Origin of the sequence: Pseudomonas fortuita (genome assembly GCF_026898135.2) — a bacterium.
Taxonomy (GTDB): domain Bacteria; phylum Pseudomonadota; class Gammaproteobacteria; order Pseudomonadales; family Pseudomonadaceae; genus Aquipseudomonas; species Aquipseudomonas fortuita.
Map to the genome: position 1 here is coordinate 4,148,058 of NZ_CP114035.2, position 16,462 is coordinate 4,164,519.

The 16,462-nt window shown below is 63.6% G+C and carries 15 protein-coding genes; 9 read left to right on the forward strand and 6 right to left on the reverse strand.

Annotated elements, in window-relative coordinates:
* Positions 1-10 precede the first annotated feature (10 nt).
* Positions 11-823: a crotonase/enoyl-CoA hydratase family protein gene (locus OZ911_RS19230; RefSeq protein WP_023047430.1), complete on the reverse strand. Its 813-nt coding sequence runs from the start codon at positions 821-823 to the stop codon at positions 11-13.
* Positions 824-973: 150 nt separating this feature from the next.
* Here OZ911_RS19230 and nhaB point away from each other — a divergent pair, with 150 nt between their 5' ends.
* The 6 genes from nhaB (at position 974) to OZ911_RS19260 (ending at position 5,901) form a co-directional block, all read left to right on the forward strand.
* Complete coding sequence (nhaB, locus tag OZ911_RS19235) at positions 974-2,476, forward strand: sodium/proton antiporter NhaB (protein WP_023047431.1); 1,503 nt, start codon at positions 974-976, stop codon at positions 2,474-2,476.
* 258 nt (positions 2,477-2,734) lie between these two features.
* The gene (locus OZ911_RS19240) at positions 2,735-3,358 is read left to right on the forward strand and encodes a dihydrofolate reductase family protein (protein ID WP_016488140.1); all 624 of its coding nucleotides are present in this window, start codon (positions 2,735-2,737) and stop codon (positions 3,356-3,358) included.
* Positions 3,359-3,429: 71 nt separating this feature from the next.
* On the forward strand, positions 3,430-3,975 hold the full coding sequence (locus OZ911_RS19245; protein WP_016488141.1) for a lipocalin family protein: 546 nt from the start codon (positions 3,430-3,432) through the stop codon (positions 3,973-3,975).
* A gap of 69 nt (positions 3,976-4,044) precedes the next feature.
* Complete coding sequence (locus tag OZ911_RS19250; protein ID WP_016488142.1) at positions 4,045-4,350, forward strand: NIPSNAP family protein; 306 nt, start codon at positions 4,045-4,047, stop codon at positions 4,348-4,350.
* Positions 4,351-4,366: 16 nt separating this feature from the next.
* Positions 4,367-5,326 carry an MBL fold metallo-hydrolase gene (locus OZ911_RS19255; RefSeq protein WP_016488143.1) on the forward strand — a complete coding sequence of 320 codons (960 nt, stop codon included), beginning with the start codon at positions 4,367-4,369 and terminating at the stop codon, positions 5,324-5,326.
* 35 nt (positions 5,327-5,361) lie between these two features.
* Positions 5,362-5,901 (forward strand): P-loop NTPase family protein, encoded by a 540-nt coding sequence (locus OZ911_RS19260; protein WP_016488144.1) that lies wholly within the window; start codon positions 5,362-5,364, stop codon positions 5,899-5,901.
* A 141-nt stretch (positions 5,902-6,042) separates the two neighbouring features.
* Here OZ911_RS19260 and OZ911_RS19265 read toward each other — a convergent pair whose 3' ends face one another.
* Entirely contained in the window at positions 6,043-7,308 is a 1,266-nt protein-coding gene (locus OZ911_RS19265; protein ID WP_269803297.1) for a Zn-dependent hydrolase, read from the reverse strand.
* Positions 7,309-7,337: 29 nt separating this feature from the next.
* Positions 7,338-8,843, reverse strand: coding sequence for an NCS1 family nucleobase:cation symporter-1 (locus OZ911_RS19270; RefSeq protein WP_023047433.1), 1,506 nt, complete (start codon positions 8,841-8,843; stop codon positions 7,338-7,340).
* Positions 8,844-9,188: 345 nt separating this feature from the next.
* Between OZ911_RS19270 and hydA the strand changes: the two genes are divergently transcribed.
* From hydA to preA, 3 genes are all read left to right on the forward strand, one after another.
* Positions 9,189-10,628: a dihydropyrimidinase gene (hydA, locus tag OZ911_RS19275; RefSeq protein WP_016488147.1), complete on the forward strand. Its 1,440-nt coding sequence runs from the start codon at positions 9,189-9,191 to the stop codon at positions 10,626-10,628.
* Between the two features lie 67 nt (positions 10,629-10,695).
* Positions 10,696-12,063 (forward strand): NAD(P)-dependent oxidoreductase, encoded by a 1,368-nt coding sequence (locus OZ911_RS19280; RefSeq protein ID WP_268968456.1) that lies wholly within the window; start codon positions 10,696-10,698, stop codon positions 12,061-12,063.
* Positions 12,064-13,338 carry an NAD-dependent dihydropyrimidine dehydrogenase subunit PreA gene (preA, locus tag OZ911_RS19285; protein ID WP_023047434.1) on the forward strand — a complete coding sequence of 425 codons (1,275 nt, stop codon included), beginning with the start codon at positions 12,064-12,066 and terminating at the stop codon, positions 13,336-13,338.
* 177 nt (positions 13,339-13,515) lie between these two features.
* On the opposite strand, the gene OZ911_RS19290 is transcribed toward preA, so the two are convergent.
* The 3 genes from OZ911_RS19290 to OZ911_RS19300 all read right to left on the reverse strand — a co-directional run bounded on the left by OZ911_RS19290 (position 13,516) and on the right by OZ911_RS19300 (position 16,432).
* Positions 13,516-14,136, reverse strand: a complete 621-nt coding sequence (locus tag OZ911_RS19290) for a TetR/AcrR family transcriptional regulator (RefSeq protein ID WP_024717560.1) — start codon at positions 14,134-14,136, stop codon at positions 13,516-13,518.
* Entirely contained in the window at positions 14,136-14,492 is a 357-nt protein-coding gene (locus OZ911_RS19295; RefSeq protein ID WP_023047436.1) for a VOC family protein, read from the reverse strand. Before OZ911_RS19295 ends, OZ911_RS19290 begins: the two co-directional genes overlap by 1 nt.
* Positions 14,493-14,635: 143 nt before the next feature.
* Positions 14,636-16,432, reverse strand: a complete 1,797-nt coding sequence (locus OZ911_RS19300) for a glycoside hydrolase family 15 protein (RefSeq protein ID WP_070086567.1) — start codon at positions 16,430-16,432, stop codon at positions 14,636-14,638.
* Positions 16,433-16,462 lie beyond the last annotated feature (30 nt).

Here is a 16,462-nt window from a genome sequence, read left to right on the forward strand (position 1 = left end):
CCCGGCCCGATCAGTCGGCGAACGTCGGTTTCTGTTTGCTCATGTGCGCCGCCACGGCCACGCGCAGGTCTTCGGACTGCAGCATCGCGGCGTTCCAGGTGGCGATGTAGTCCAGGCCATCGTCAATGCGATGGTCACGCATGTAGCTGAGCATTTCCTTGGTGCCGGCCACGGCGATCGGTGATTTTGCAGCAATCTCGCGGGCTATGGCAAAGACACCGTCCATCAGTGCGGCCTGATCATCATAGACCCGGTTGACCAAGCCGATGCGCAGGGCCTCGTCGGCCGCAACGTTGCGCCCGGTGAAGGCCAGCTCGCGCATCATGCCGTCGCCAATGATACGTGGCAAACGTTGCAATGTGCCGACGTCGGCGGCCATGCCCATGTCGATTTCCTTGATCGAGAACTGCGCGTCGCTGCTGCAGTAGCGCATGTCACACGCGGAGATGAGGTCGATGGCGCCGCCGATGCAGTAGCCCTGCACGGCCGCCAGCACTGGCTTGCGGCATTTGTCCACGGCGGTGAACGAGGCTTGCAGGCGCTGGATGGTGCTACGCAGAAAGCGCGCATTGCGCCCCACGTCCTTGCCCATTTGCCCAGCCAGCGAGGCCAGCATCATGAGGTCGATGCCTGCGGAAAAATGCTTGCCGGCACCACTGATCACTACCGCCCGCACGGCATCGGTGTCGTCGATCCACTGGAAGATAGCGATGATCTCTTCCCAGAAGGCCGCGTTCATCGCGTTGACCTTTTCCGGGCGATTGATCTGAACGTGGGCGATGTTGTCGGTCAGTTCAACCTTGAACGCACTGTACTCGGTCACGGGCGGCACTCCTGCGGGTGAAGGATTCATGGCGTGGATGGTAACCCAGCCCGATGGCCGTACTTGTGCCAAAAACGGGACTCCACGCCTTGCCTAAGACGCGCCAATCCGGCACCGTGCGCCATCGCCGAATCATAAGGATACATATTCATGCCACGCTCCCTGTCCGGCGCCCTCGCCCATGGTTTTCTGGGCCAGTCGCCGCTTTGGTACAAGGTGGTCATCTGCCTGTTCCTGGTGCTCAACCCGCTGCTGCTGGTTACCGTTGGCCCGGTTGCAGCCGGCTGGGCGCTGGTGCTCGAGTTCATTTTCACTTTGGGCATGGCGCTGAAGTGTTACCCGCTGATGCCGGGCGGCCTGCTGCTGATCGAAGCCTTGCTGTTGCAGATGACCACGCCACAGGCGCTGTATGAGGAACTGCAACACAACTTCCCGGTGATCCTGCTGCTGATGTTCATGGTCGCCGGCATCCATTTCATGAAGGAGCTGCTGCTGTTCCTGTTCTCGCGCATTTTGCTCGGGGTGCGCTCGAAGGCAATTCTGGCGTTGCTGTTCTGCGTGCTGTCGGCGTTCCTGTCGGCGTTTCTCGATGCGCTGACCGTGACGGCGGTGATCATCAGCGCTGCGGTCGGCTTCTACGCCGTGTACCACCGCGTCGCGTCTGGCGCCAACCCACGCGAGGAAAGCGCGCTGGACAGCGACCAGCAGATCGCCCACCTGCACCGCCAAGACCTCGACCAGTTCCGCGACTTCCTGCGTAGCCTGCTGATGCACGGCGCAGTGGGTACCGCCCTGGGTGGCGTGTGCACGTTGGTGGGCGAGCCACAGAACCTGCTGATCGGCCACGAGATGGGTTGGCACTTCGCCGACTTCTTCTTCAAGGTGGCACCTGTGTCGCTGCCAGTGCTGGGTGCCGGCCTGCTGACCTGCGTACTGCTGGAAAAACTGCGCCTGTTCGGCTACGGCACGTTGATGCCCGAGCCAGTGCGTCAGGTGCTGGCCGCCTATGCGGCAGAGGATGACGCCGCACGCACCCAGGCACAGCGCGTCGCGCTGTGGGTACAAGGGCTCGCGGCGCTGATCCTGATTGTCTGCCTGGGGCTGCATGTGGCCGAGGTTGGCCTGATCGGCCTGATGGTGATCGTGCTGATCACGGCGTTTACCGGTATCACCGACGAACACCGGCTGGGCCGCGCCTTCCAGGACGCCATGCCGTTCACCTCGTTGCTGGTGGTGTTCTTCGCCGTGGTCGCGGTCATTCATCAGCAGCAGCTGTTCAGCCCATTGATCAGCTGGGTGCTGACACTGCCGGCCGAGCAGCAACCGGGCATGCTCTACCTGGCCAACGGTTTGCTGTCGGCAATCAGCGACAACGTGTTTGTCGCCACCATCTACATAACCGAAGTGAAGCAGGCGTTTCTCAATGGCAGCATGAGCCGCGAGCATTTCGAAACGCTGGCGGTGGCGATCAACACCGGCACCAACCTGCCCAGCGTGGCAACGCCGAATGGGCAGGCAGCGTTCCTGTTCCTGCTGACCTCGGCGATTGCGCCGCTGATCCGGCTGTCGTATGGGCGGATGGTGTGGATGGCCTTGCCCTATACCGTGGTGATGGGTGGGCTGGGTTGGTGGGCGGTGACCTACTGGCTGTGACGTAAACCTGCACTGGCCCCACCTGATCGGCTAATGCAGTCTCTTGTAGGAGCGGCCTTGTGTCGCGAACGGGCTGCGAAGCAGCCCCGGGATTTCAGCGCAAATGCACAAATTGCCGGGGCTGCTTCGCAGCCCGTTCGCGACACAAGGCCGCTCCTACACAGGAACTGCATCGCTTTCGAGACCTGTGTCGATTCTGCCTGGTGCCATTCGACTACCCATGAAAGCAGCCACCGGGCTGCCAACAGGAGAGTCCCCATGCGCAAACTCATCGTAGCCGCCTTCATCAGCCTCGACGGCGTGATGCAAGCTCCCGGCGGCCCGCAGGAAGACACCAGCGGCGGTTTCGCCTACGGCGGCTGGATCGTGCCCTACGCCGAGGAAGTGTTTGGCCAGGCCATGCAGGCATTGTTCAGCCAGCCCTTTGAGCTGCTGCTGGGCCGGCGCACCTACGACATTTTTGCCGGCTATTGGCCAAACATCAAAGACAACGCCGAAGACTTCTCCATCGCCAACCTGTTCAACAGCGTGCCCAAACATGTGGCCACCCACACCCCTGCCACCCTCGACTGGCACAACAGCCACGCCCTCGGCGCGGACATCGCCGCTGCAGTACGCTCGCTCAAGCAACGGGACGGCGCCAACCTGCTGACCCAGGGCAGCGCCGAACTGGTGCAGCAACTGCTGGCGGCAGACCTGGTAGATGAACTGCAACTGCTGATCCACCCGCTGCTGCTCGGCCAAGGCAAACGCCTGTTCGGTCATGACGCAGCAGCAGCGGCCTTTACCTTGCAGCAGTCGCAAGTCTCGCCCAAGGGCGTGATCATCAGCCGCTACGTGCGCGCAGGCCAGGTGCAGACCGGTTCATTCGACACGGTGTAATCCCATACAACTTTTGCCCCGCGCAGGCATCGAAACACAGGAAGCCCCTATCCGCTCCAAGGAGGTCAACCATGGCGCTGCGCACTACGCTGCTGCTTTCCTGCATGACCCTGGCGCTGCTCGGCTGCGCCGGCAACGATCAACCGGCACCGCCGCGCACCCAGCAGGTCGACCTGCAACGCTACCAGGGCACCTGGTATGAACTGGGCCGGCTGCCGATGTTCTTCCAGCGCAACTGCGTGCAGTCCGAGGCGCACTATGGCCTGCGCCCGGATGGCCGGATCGACGTGACCAACCGCTGCAAGGAAAAGGACGGCCAGTGGAACGAAGCCAAGGGCATCGCCGAGGCCCAGCAGCCGGGCAGCACCGACAAGCTGTGGGTGCGCTTCGACAACTGGTTCAGCCGCCTGGCACCGGGCCTGACCAAGGGCGAGTACTGGGTGCTGTATCACGACAAGGATTACCGGGTGGCGCTAGTGGGCCACCCCAACCGCGAGTACCTGTGGCTGCTTTCACGCACGCCTGCGGTCACCGACCAGCAGCGCGAGCAACTGCTGACCATCGCCCGGGAGCAAGGTTATGACACCAGCAAGCTCATTTGGCGGCAGGGAGACTAGCAGGCCGTCGACGGCAGGCAGCAATGCGGCTAAGGTGTGCGCCCGTCATACCTCGAAGGAGCGAGCACATTGATCACCTGCCACGTCAAATACATCGTCGACCCTTACCAGCTGCCTGCGTTCGAGGCCTATTCACGCCAGTGGATAGGCCTCGTCACGCGCATGGGCGGCCAGCATCACGGCTACTTCCTGCCTGCTGAGGGCGCTAACAACATCGCGTACTGCCTGTTCAGCTTCCCCAGCCTGGCGGCCTACGAGCAGTACCGCAGGCAGGCCGAGACCGACCCGGAATGCATCGCTGCAGTAGCCACAGCTACAGAGCAACGCTTCATCCTCAGCTACGAGCGCAGCTTCCTGAAACCGCTGCTGGGCTGAATCAAGGAGGTTGCACATGGACCTGCTGTTCCTCGGCACCTGCGCCGGGGTGCCCACCAAGGCACGCAATGTCAGCGCCACGGCGGTGATCGAAGCCAGTGGCAGCGGCTGGTACCTGGTCGACTGCGGCGAAGGCACCCAGCACCAGCTGCTGCGCACCCCGCTGTCGATCCGCGACCTGCGCGCCATTTTCATCACCCACGTGCACGGCGATCATTGCTTCGGCCTGCCCGGCCTGCTGGCCAGTGCCGGCATGAGCGGGCGTACGCAGCCGCTGGAACTGATCCTGCCCGCCGCGCTGCATGACTGGGTACGCCAGGGCCTGGCCGCCAGCGATACCTTCCTGCCGTTCGAACTGCGCCTGCTGGCCGTGGAAGATCTGGTCGAATGGCGCAACGATACTCTGCAGGTAACCACCGTTCAGCTGTCACACCGCGTTCCGAGCGTCGGGTTCATATTCACCGAACTCAACCCCGAACCGCGCCTGGACATCCCCCGCCTGGAAGCCGAAGGCATACCGCGTGGCCCGCTGTGGGGCGAGCTGGCCAGGGGTTTGACGGTGCAGCATGGCGAGCAGTTGCTGAATGGCAACGACTACCTGCGCCCTTCCCGGCCACCGCGGCGGGTGATCGTGTGCGGCGACAACGATACCCCCGAGCTGCTGGCCGACGCTGCCCAAGGCGCGGATGTGCTGGTGCACGAAGCCACGTTCACCCAGGCCGTGGTCGAACGCACCGGGGTCACCTTCGGCCATAGTACTGCAGCGGCGGTGGCGCGCTTTGCCGAAGCGGCGGGCGTGCGCAACCTGGTGCTGACGCATTTCAGCGCCCGCTACCAGAGCGACCCAAGGCGCAGCCCGAATATCGACAACGTGCGTGACGAAGCCCTCGTCCACTACAGCGGGCACCTGACCCTGGCGCAGGACCTGCAGCGCTATCACCTTGGCCGGGATGGCTGTCTTGAGCTGACCGGATGAATTAACATGGCCGGTTTTTCCAAAAGGACTTGGTCATGCAACGCATCGTGATTCTGGGCAACGCCGGCAGTGGCAAATCGACCCTGGCCCGGCAGATCGGCGCCCGCCTGGGGGCGTCGGTGGTACACCTTGACACGTTGTTCTGGGAGGCCGGCTGGGTAGAGCCGGATGCCGAGACCTTTCGCAGCCGGGTACGCGATGCGGTTAGCGGGCAAGCGTGGGTATGCGAGGGCAACTACAGCCGCCGCACCTTCGACCTGCGCTTGCCACGGGCCGACCTGGTTATCTGGCTGGATACACCACGGTTGACATGCCTGAAGCGGGTCATCCTGCGCAGTGTGCTGAACAAGCCACGGCCAGACCTGCCGGCTGGGTGTACCGAGCGGCTGGACCGGGCGTTTCTGACCTTCCTGAAGTTTGTGTGGACGTTCGACCGGGGCTATCGGCCAGGTATCGAAGCCAACCGCCAGGCAATCGGCCCGCAGGTGCCGGTTGTGCATCTGCGTGGTGACCGGCAGATTGCGGCGTTTGTGGAAGGCCTCACACAACCAGCACCAGCAGCGCGGTCCCTGTAGGAGCGCCCTTGTGTCGCGATCGGGCTGCACAGCAGCCCCAGCGATATCAGCGTTTACTTCCAAACCCTGGGGCTGCTGCGCAGCCCGATCGCGACACAAGGCCGCTCCCACAAAAAGCGCGGTCGCCTGATGCCCGAGGTGCTAGGCCGCCAAGCGCCCGCTGGCAATCGCCTCCGACGCCGCCAGCATCGCCCGCAGCAACACTGCGCAGCCCGCCGCCAGGTCATCGGGCGTGGCGTTCTCGATTTCGTTGTGGCTGATGCCGTTTTCGCAGGGCACGAAAATCATCCCCGCTGGCCCTAGTTCGGCCAGGAAGATCGCGTCATGCCCCGCGCCACTGACAATGTCCATGTGCGGCAACCCCAGCGCCTGCGCCGAGGCGCGCACGGCATCGACACAGCCTTTGTCGAAGTACAATGCCGGGAAGTCGGCCGTAGGCACCAGTTCGTGGCTCAAGCCATGCTTGGTACAGGTTGCCTCGATCACCCCGCGCACCTCGGCGATCATCGCACTCAGTTGCTCGCCCTCCAGGTGGCGGAAGTCCAGGGTCATGCGCACCTCACCCGGGATCACGTTACGCGAGCCTGGATACGCCTGCAGGCAACCCACAGTGCCACAGGCATGGGGCTGGTGGCCGAGGGCGGTATGGTTGACCGCCTCCACCACGGCGGCAGCGCCGACCAGGGCGTCCTTGCGCAGGTGCATGGGTGTCGGGCCCGCGTGGGCTTCGACGCCGCGCAGGGTCAGGTCGAACCACTTCTGCCCCAGCGCTCCGAGCACCACGCCGATGGTCTTGGCCTGGTCCTCAAGGATCGGGCCCTGTTCGATATGGGCTTCGAAATAAGCCCCAACCGGATGGCCCAGCACCGCGCGCGTACCGGCGTAGCCGATGGCGTTCAAGGCTTCACCCACGCTGATACCCTGGGCATCGCGCTTGGCCAGGGTTTCCGCCAGGCTGAACTTGCCGGCGAACACGCCTGAACCCATCATGCACGGTGCAAAGCGCGAGCCCTCTTCGTTGGTCCACACCACCACTTCCAGCGGTGCTTCGGTTTCCACGCCCAGGTCGTTCAGCGTACGGATCACCTCCAGCCCGGCCATCACACCGAAGCAGCCATCGAACTTGCCGCCCGTGGGCTGGGTGTCGATATGGCTGCCGGTCATCACCGGGGGCAGCTTGGGGTTACGCCCCGGGCGGCGGGCGAAGATGTTGCCGACGCCGTCGACACTGACCTCACACCCGGCCGCCTCGCACCACTGCACGAACAGGTCGCGGGCCTGGCGGTCGAGGTCGGTCAGGGCCAGGCGGCAGACACCGCCCTTGGCGGTGGCACCGAGGCGGGCCAGGTCCATCAGCGATTGCCACAGGCGGTTGCTGTCGACGTGCCGGGCGGTGGTTTCAAGCATCTCTTTGACTGGGGTCACGGGTTTCTCCTTCAGGCTTTTTTTGTGGTCGGTGCGGGCCTCTTCGCGGGTGAACCCGCTCCCACAGCCAAACCGGCGAGAACGTAGTACAGCGCGCCGCCCAGCAGCGAGCCGGTAAACCAGCCGTAGTCGTAGAACCAGCTGAAACTGCTGTTGCCAATCGCCAGTAACGTCAGCCCCACGGGCAAGGCAAAGGCGGCAAACCCGGCCCAGTTCCACGCCGGGTAGACGTCATCGCGGTACAACCCGGCCAGGTCCAGCTGCTGCCGACGGACCAGGAAGTAGTCCACCACCATGATCCCGGCAATCGGCCCGAGCAGGCTGGAGTAACCGAGCAGCCAGTTGGAGTACACGCTCTCCAGGCTCAGGTCCGAGACAATCAGGCCCAGTTTCTTAAGCAGTTCATGGCCCATCAGCGCCAGGCCGATAAAGCCGGTCAGCCATACCGCACGGCTGCGCCCGATCAGGCGTGGGGCAATGTTCTGGAAGTCGTTGGTCGGCGACACGATGTTCGCCGCCGTATTGGTCGACAGTGTGGCAATCACGATCAGCGCCATGGCCAGGGCCACCCAGAACGGGCTGTGGATTTTGCCGATCAGGCTGACCGGGTCGGACACCGTCTCGCCCACCAGAGACGCCGACGCGGCGGTCAGCACCACACCCAGCGAAGCGAACAGGAACATGGTCAGCGGCAGGCCGAAGATCTGCCCAAGAATCTGGTCTTTCTGGCTACGTGCGTAACGGCTGAAGTCGGGAATATTCAGCGACAAGGTGGCCCAGAAGCCGACCATGGCCGTAAGCCCGGCGCAGAAGTAACTGACCACGCTCGCCCCTTCCGGCCGCTTGGGCGGTTGCGCCAGCAGCTCGGTCATCGACATGTGCGGCAGGGCCCAGAACAGCAGCCCGACACCCACCGCCACCAGCAGCGGTGCCGAGAGCGTTTCCAGCCACTTGATCGACTCGGCGCCGCGCAGCACCACCCACAGGTTCAGGCACCAGAAGATCATGAAGCCGATCACCTCGCCAGTACCGGCCAAGGCCTTCCAGCCATCGAACACCGAACCCAGGAACAGGTGAATGGCCAAGCCGCCGAACAAGGTCTGGATACCAAACCAGCCACAGGCAACCACGGCGCGGATCAGGCACGGTACGTTGGAGCCCAGGATGCCGAACGACGAACGCAGCAGCACCGGGAACGGGATGCCGTACTTGGTGCCTGGGAAGGCGTTGAGGGTAAGCGGGATCAGTACGATCACGTTGGCCAGCAGGATCGCCAGCAGCGCTTCGCCAACGCTCAGGCCGAAGTAGGCGGTGAGCACGCCACCCAGGGTGTAGGTGGGTACGCAAATGGACATGCCCACCCACAGGGCAGTGATGTGCCATTTGTTCCAGGTGCGCTGGTGCACCTTGGTCGGCGCGATGTCTTGGTTGTAGCGCGGGCTGTCGAGGACATCACTGCCCTCGGACAGCTCAAACAGGCCATCCTGCTCGACCACTTCCGATCTGCTCTGTTGCATGGGCCCTTCTCCAGATTTTCTTGTAGTTGTTTGCTCATCGGGCTAATTCGATGGCCGGAGTACACACGCGTATTGGTGCTTAGAAATCTTGACCAGAATTCCATCTTGTCAAGTCAGTCAATAACCCCTGAAACCCCCGAAGTCAGCAGGTCAATAAAAATTAAGTGTTAAATTTCAAACAGTTAAAAACCACAAAAATAATAGGAAAATTTTCTTGAAGATTCCCAAATCAGCATCTAGCCTCGAATCTTGTCAGGTCTGACAGGATTAACCGCCCTGCCTGCCCTGCACCCGAGACAATTCCAAGAACCGGCCCAGACCGGTCAGCCTGCGAGGAAAAACGGCATGTCCCTGTTGATCCGTGGCGCCACCGTGGTCACCCACGAAGAGAGTTACCCCGCCGATGTCCTGTGTGTCGATGGCCTGATCCGTGCCATCGGGCCAAACCTCGAACCGCCCACCGACTGTGAAATCCTCGACGGCAGCGGCCAGTACCTGATGCCCGGCGGCATCGACCCGCATACCCACATGCAGTTGCCATTCATGGGCACCGTGGCCAGCGAGGATTTCTTCAGCGGCACCGCAGCGGGCCTTGCCGGCGGCACCACGTCGATCATCGACTTCGTCATCCCCAACCCGCAGCAGTCATTGCTGGAGGCCTTCCACACCTGGCGCGGCTGGGCGCAGAAGAGCGCCAGCGACTACGGCTTCCACGTTGCCATCACCTGGTGGAGCGAACAGGTGGCTGAAGAAATGGGCGAACTGGTAGCCAAGCATGGGGTGAACAGCTTCAAGCACTTCATGGCTTACAAGAATGCAATCATGGCCGCCGACGACACCCTGGTGGCCAGCTTCGAGCGCTGCCTGCAACTGGGTGCGGTGCCCACCGTGCATGCCGAGAACGGCGAACTGGTGTACCACCTGCAGAAAAAACTGCTTGCCCAGGGCCTGACCGGACCAGAGGCCCACCCCCTTTCGCGCCCTTCACAAGTGGAAGGTGAAGCGGCCAGCCGCGCCATCCGTATTGCCGAAACCATCGGTACGCCGCTGTATGTGGTGCACATTTCCAGCCGTGAAGCACTGGATGAAATCACCTATGCACGCGCCAAGGGCCAGCCGGTTTACGGCGAAGTCTTGCCCGGCCACCTGCTGCTGGACGACAGCGTCTACCGTGACCCGGACTGGGCCACAGCCGCTGGCTACGTGATGAGCCCGCCGTTCCGCCCGCGCGAGCACCAGGAGGCGCTGTGGCGTGGCTTGCAGTCGGGCAACCTGCACACCACGGCCACCGACCACTGCTGTTTCTGCGCCGAACAGAAAGCCATGGGCCGCGACGACTTCAGTCGCATCCCCAACGGCACCGCCGGCATCGAAGACCGCATGGCAGTGCTGTGGGATGCCGGTGTCAACAGCGGGCGCCTGTCGATGCATGAGTTCGTTGCGCTGACCTCCACCAACACGGCAAAAATCTTCAACCTTTTCCCACGCAAGGGCGCCATCCGCGTGGGTGCCGACGCCGACCTGGTGCTGTGGGACCCGCAGGGCACTCGCACTCTATCGGCCCAGACCCACCACCAGCGGGTGGACTTCAATATCTTTGAAGGCCGCACCGTGCGCGGGGTCCCCAGCCACACCATCAGCCAGGGCAAGGTGCTCTGGGCCGATGGTGACCTGCGCGCCGAGGCCGGGGCGGGGCGGTATGTGGAACGGCCGGCGTATCCGTCCGTGTACGAGGTGCTGGGGCGACGCGCCGAACAGCAGCGCCCGACGCCCGTTCAGCGCTGAGGCCATTGGGGCTGCTGCGCAGCCCATCGCCGGCAAGCCAAATATAATAAAGAGAGAGGCTACAACCGTGATCGACGCCCTGAACCACTTGCCGCGCCCCCGGGCCGGCGCCGACCAGCTGGCCGAGCGCTTCAGCGACCTGGCCCCACCCCTCACCGCTCGCCAGGCCGCCGTCGAAAGCGCGCGCTGCCTGTACTGCTATGACGCCCCCTGCGTCAATGCGTGCCCAAGCGACATCGACATCCCGTCGTTCATCCACCGCATCAGCGATGAAAACCTGCAAGGTGCCGCCGAGCGCATCCTTTCGGCCAACATCCTGGGTGGCAGCTGCGCCCGCGTGTGCCCCACCGAAATCCTCTGCCAGCAGGCCTGCGTGCGCAACAACGCGCAGGAATGTGCACCCGTATTGATCGGGCAGTTGCAGCGCTACGCCTTGGACAACGCGCATTTCACCGAGCACCCGTTCACGCGCTCACCGGCTACCGGCAAGCGCATCGCCGTGGTCGGCGCCGGGCCTGCCGGGTTGTCCTGCGCCCATCGCCTGGCCATGCACGGGCATGACGTGGTGGTGTTCGAGGCCAGCGACAAGGCGGGCGGCCTCAACGAGTACGGCATTGCCCGCTACAAGCTGGTCGACGACTACGCCCAGCGGGAAGTGGAGTTCCTGCTGGGCATTGGCGGCATCGAAATACGCCATGGCCAGCGCCTGGGCGGCAACCTCAGCCTGGGCGAACTGCGCGACCAGTACGATGCGGTGTTCCTCGGCCTCGGCCTGAATGCCGTGCGCCAGCTAGGCCTGCCAGACGAGGAAGCACCCGGCCTGCTCGCCGCCACCGAGTACATCCGTGAACTGCGCCAGGCAGACGACCTGAGCCAGCTGCCGCTGGCCGACCGCTGCCTGGTCATCGGCGCCGGCAACACGGCCATCGACATGGCGGTGCAGATGAGCCGCCTGGGCGCCCGCGACGTCAACCTGGTGTACCGCCGTGGCCACGCCGACATGGGCGCCACCGGCCACGAGCAGGACATCGCCAAGGCTAACCAGGTGCGCCTGCACACCTGGGCGCGCCCCGACGCCGTGCTGCTGGATGACGCCGGCAAGGTGCGCGGCATGCGCTTTGCTCGCACCGAACTAACGGACGGCCGACTGCGCGACACTGGCGAAACCTTCGAGCTGCAGGCCGATGCCATCTTCAAGGCCATCGGCCAGCGCTTCGACGATGCCTGCCTCGTCGACCCGGTGGCTGCACAACTGGCCCGGGACGGTGAGCGCATCCGCGTTGACCACACCCTGCAGACCAGCTTGCCGGGCGTATATGCCGGCGGCGACTGCACGGCCCTGGGCCAGGACCTCACTGTCCAGGCTGTGCAGCACGGCAAGCTGGCCGCCGAAGCCATCCATGCCCAACTCATGCTCAACGTGGAGGCAGCGTAAATGGCCGACTTGTCTATCGTATTTGCCGGCATCAAGGCACCCAACCCTTTCTGGCTGGCTTCCGCACCGCCAACCGACAAGGCCTACAACGTGGTCCGCGCCTTTGAGGCTGGCTGGGGCGGCGTGGTCTGGAAAACCCTGGGCGAGGACCCGGCAGCGGTCAACGTGTCGTCGCGCTACTCGGCGCACTACGGCGCCAACCGCCTGGTGCAGGGCATCAACAACATCGAGCTGATTACCGACCGTTCGCTGGAAATCAACCTGCGTGAAATCACCCAGGTAAAGAAGGACTGGCCCGACCGGGCATTGATCGTGTCGCTGATGGTGCCGTGCGTCGAGGACTCGTGGAAGTTCATCCTGCCGCTGGTAGAGGCCACCGGTGCCGATGGCATCGAGCTGAACTTCGGCTGCCCGCACGGCATGCCGGAGCGCGGCATGGGTGCGGCGGTCGGCCAGGTGCCTGAGTATGTGGAGCTGGTCACCCGCTGGTGCAAGACCTACTGCTCGCTGCCGGTGATCGTGAAGCTTACGCCCAACATCACCGACATCCGTCAGTCGGCCCGCGCCGCCCACCGTGGCGGGGCCGATGCGGTGTCGTTGATCAACACCATCAACTCCATCACCAGCGTCGACCTGGACCGTATGGTGGCCCACCCCATCGTCGGCGACCAAAGCACCCATGGCGGTTACTGCGGCTCGGCCGTAAAGCCGATTGCCCTGAACATGGTGGCAGAAATTGCCCGCGACCCGCAGACGCGTGGCCTACCGATCTGCGGCATTGGCGGCATCGGCAACTGGCGTGATGCGGCGGAGTTCATGGCCCTGGGCAGTGGCGCCGTCCAGGTGTGCACGGCAGCGATGCTGCATGGTTTTCGCATTGTCGAGGACATGAAGGACGGCCTGGCGCGCTGGATGGACCAGCATGGGCATCGCACCCTCGAGGCGTTCCGTGGCCAGGCGGTAGGGCACACCACCGACTGGAAGTACCTGGACATCAACTACAAATCGGTGGCGCACATCGACCAGGACGCCTGCATTGGCTGTGGGCGCTGCCACATTGCCTGTGAGGACACCTCACACCAGGCCATTGCCAGCACGCTGAAGGCAGATGGCACCCATGCCTACAGCGTGATCGAGGAGGAATGCGTGGGCTGCAACCTGTGCCAGATCACCTGCCCGGTTGAAAACTGCATCGAGATGCAGGCGCAGGATACCGGCAAACCGTACCTGAACTGGACACAGGACCCGCGTAACCCCTACCGCGAGGCCAGTTGAGGTAGATCACTGCCTGAACCCGCAACGCGATCGGTGTAGGAGCGGCCTTGTGCCGCGATGGGGCGCGAAGCGGCCCTGGGGTTTGAGCTTCGCCGCCGAAATTGCCGGGGCCGCTTCGCGCCCCATCGCGGCACAAGGCCGCTCCTACAATGGACCGCGTCAGGCTGGAACCTCGGTTCAAGGCTCCAGCCCGATCCCCCGCAAGATCACGCTGGTCACCGTTTGCACCGCACTCTCGAACGCCATGTCCGACAGCATCTCGCCGCCATTGAGCAACTGCACCTGGTAACCGAAGTCGGCATAGTGCTGGGTGGACGCCCAGATCATGTACAGCAATGCCGACGGCTCAACCGGCAGAATACGCCCCTCCTCCACCCAACGGCGGATCTTGGCTTCTTTCAATTTCGCCCAGGGCACCAGGCTGTCATCCAGGTTCACCCCAAGCACAGGCGCCCCGTGCAGCATCTCTTCGGCCCAGATCTTCGAGCCCAGTGGCCGCGAGCGCGAATGGCCCATCTTGGCCCTGATGTAGCTGGTCAGCACCACACGCGGGTCGTCGAAGTTCTCGAAGCACAGTGCGTCCTGCTTCCACACATCCAGCAGGTCCTGCAGCACCGCGCGGAACAGCTCGTCCTTGGTGCTGAAGTAATAATGCAGGTTGGAGCGCGGCAATTCGGCCTGCTCGGCGATATCGCCCATGGACGTGGCGCCATAACCTTTGTCGGCGAACACCTTTTCCGCCGCCTGCAAAATTTTCTCGATATTGCGTCGGCGGATTTCGATCTTGTGGTTGGCCATCAGGCTTGGGCCGTCCACACCGCCAGTTCATAGCCGTCCGGGTCGATGAAATGGAAGCGACGCCCGCCCGGAAAGGCAAAGGTCGCCCGGCTGATTGTCGCCCCGGCGGCCTCGACCCGCTGCTGTGTGGCATCGAGGTCGTCGGCGTACAAGATGACCAATGGCCCGCCCGGGCGTACTGGCTCGCCGGTGGTGAAGCCACCGGTCAGCCGGCCGTCACTGAACTCGGTATAGGCAGGCCCATAGTCGGTGAACGCCCAGCCGAACACGCTGCCATAGAAGGCTTTGCTGCTTGCGATGTCGCTGACATTGAACTCGATGTTGTCGATCTGCCGGTCAGTACCGCGAATGCCCATGTGTGCTCCGTGCCGTAGGGGTTTGGCCTAGTCTACTCCGGTCGTTTCACACTTTTATATCAGGCGGCCTGAAACATCCGTGTGATTACAGGCTGATGGCGATGGCTTGATGCGTCACCCATTGGTTGCGATCAGAAGCACGTCTATCCGCAACTCGCCCGGTCCCGCACCGGGCACTGTGCGCGATGAAGATTAAGTGCGGTGTTGATGATGCCGATATGGCTGAACGCCTGGGGGAAGTTGCCGAGCATGCGCTGGCCGGCCGGGTCGTACTGTTCCGCCAGCAAGCCAAGGTCGTTGCTCAAGCCGGTGAGGTGCTGGTACAGCGCTTCGGCTTCAGCCTGGCGCCCCAACAATACATAAACGTCTGCCAGCCAGAACGAGCACACCAGGAAGGTGCCTTCCCCCGGCGTCAGGCCGTCGCTGCAGCTGTCACTGTCGTAGCGCATCAGCAGGCCGTTCTTCAGCAGGCGCTGTTCGACCTGCTCCAGCGTGCGCAAAAAGCGTGGGTCATCTGCGGGCAAGAAGCCAGTCAGGGCGATCTGCAACAGGCTGGCATCCATCTCGGACGAGCCGTACGCCTGAACAAAAAAACGGCCACTGGGGTCCAGGCCTTTCTCGCAAACTTCGCGGTGAATGTCGTCAGCCACCTGGCGGTAATGGTCCCCGCGCTCGCGGCCTTCTTCAGTGGTGTCGGCCAACCCTGCGGCACGGTCGAAGGCGACCCAGGCCATCACCTTGGAGTGCACGAACTGTTGCCGGCCGCCGCGCACTTCCCAGATGCCTTCGTCCGGCTCGCGCCAGATGCCTTCGACGTAAGGCATGATCAGGCGGGAGATGGCGGCGCTGCGCGGATGGCGCGGCAAGCCGCCCTTGATCGCCTGGGACATGGCATCGGCCAGTTCGCCATAGATGTCCAGCTGCATCTGCTGCGACGCGGCATTGCCTACCCGCACGGGTTGCGAATGCTCGTAACCGGCCAGCCACGGCAAGGTGTATTCCTGCAGGTCACGCTCGCCGGCCAGGCCATACATGATCTGCATCTGCTCAGGGTTGCCGGCCACCGAGCGCAGCAGCCATTCGCGCCAGGCCTGGGCTTCGTCAAAGTAGCCGAGGTTCATGAAGGCCAGCAGTGTCATGGTGGCATCGCGCAGCCAGCAGAAGCGGTAGTCCCAGTTGCGCTCCCCACCCACACGCTCGGGCAGCGAGGTGGTGACGGCGGCGACGATACCGCCGGTGGGGGCGTAGGTCATGGCCTTGAGGGTGAGCAACGAGCGGCGCACCAGGGCGGTGTATGGCCCTACCTGCGGGCAGCGGGTGGCGAAGGCCTGCCACTGCTCGACGGTTTGGGCAAAAGCCTGGTCGATATCGCAGTCGGGCTGCACGGGCAGGTGCGAGGGTTGGTGACGCAGGCTGAAGATTTGGCGCTCGCCCGTGCCAACACGAAAGCGCGCGACGGTATGGTGGTCGAGTGCATGCGGGGGGACGGTGCTGCACAGGATCAGCCGGTCAGGGCCGGCAACGGCGCTGAGGGTCAGTGGGGCGAGCCGTTCCACCCATGGCACACTGCGACCGTAGTCGAAGCGCATGACCAGGTCCATTTCAAAATTGGTTTCGCCACTGAGACCCTCGACGATCCGCACCACCGAATTGACTTCGCCCAGCGGCATGAAGTCGAGCACCCGGGCACGGCCGGTGGCAGTGACCCAGGTGGTTTCCAGCACGAGGGTGTCGTCCAGGTATTGGCGGCTGCTGTGCTCGACGGGGTCGCAGGGGGCCACGCGCCAGCGGCCGTTTTCTTCGTTGCCCAGCAGGGCCGCAAACACGGCGGGGGCGTCGAAGCGTGGCAGGCAGAGCCAGTCGAGCGAGCCATCGCGGCTGACCAGGGCGGCGCTGCGGCAATTGCCCAGCAGGGCATAGTCTTCGATGTGGGCAGGCATTGAGTCTCCTTTCGGTTGAACCGGTTTGTT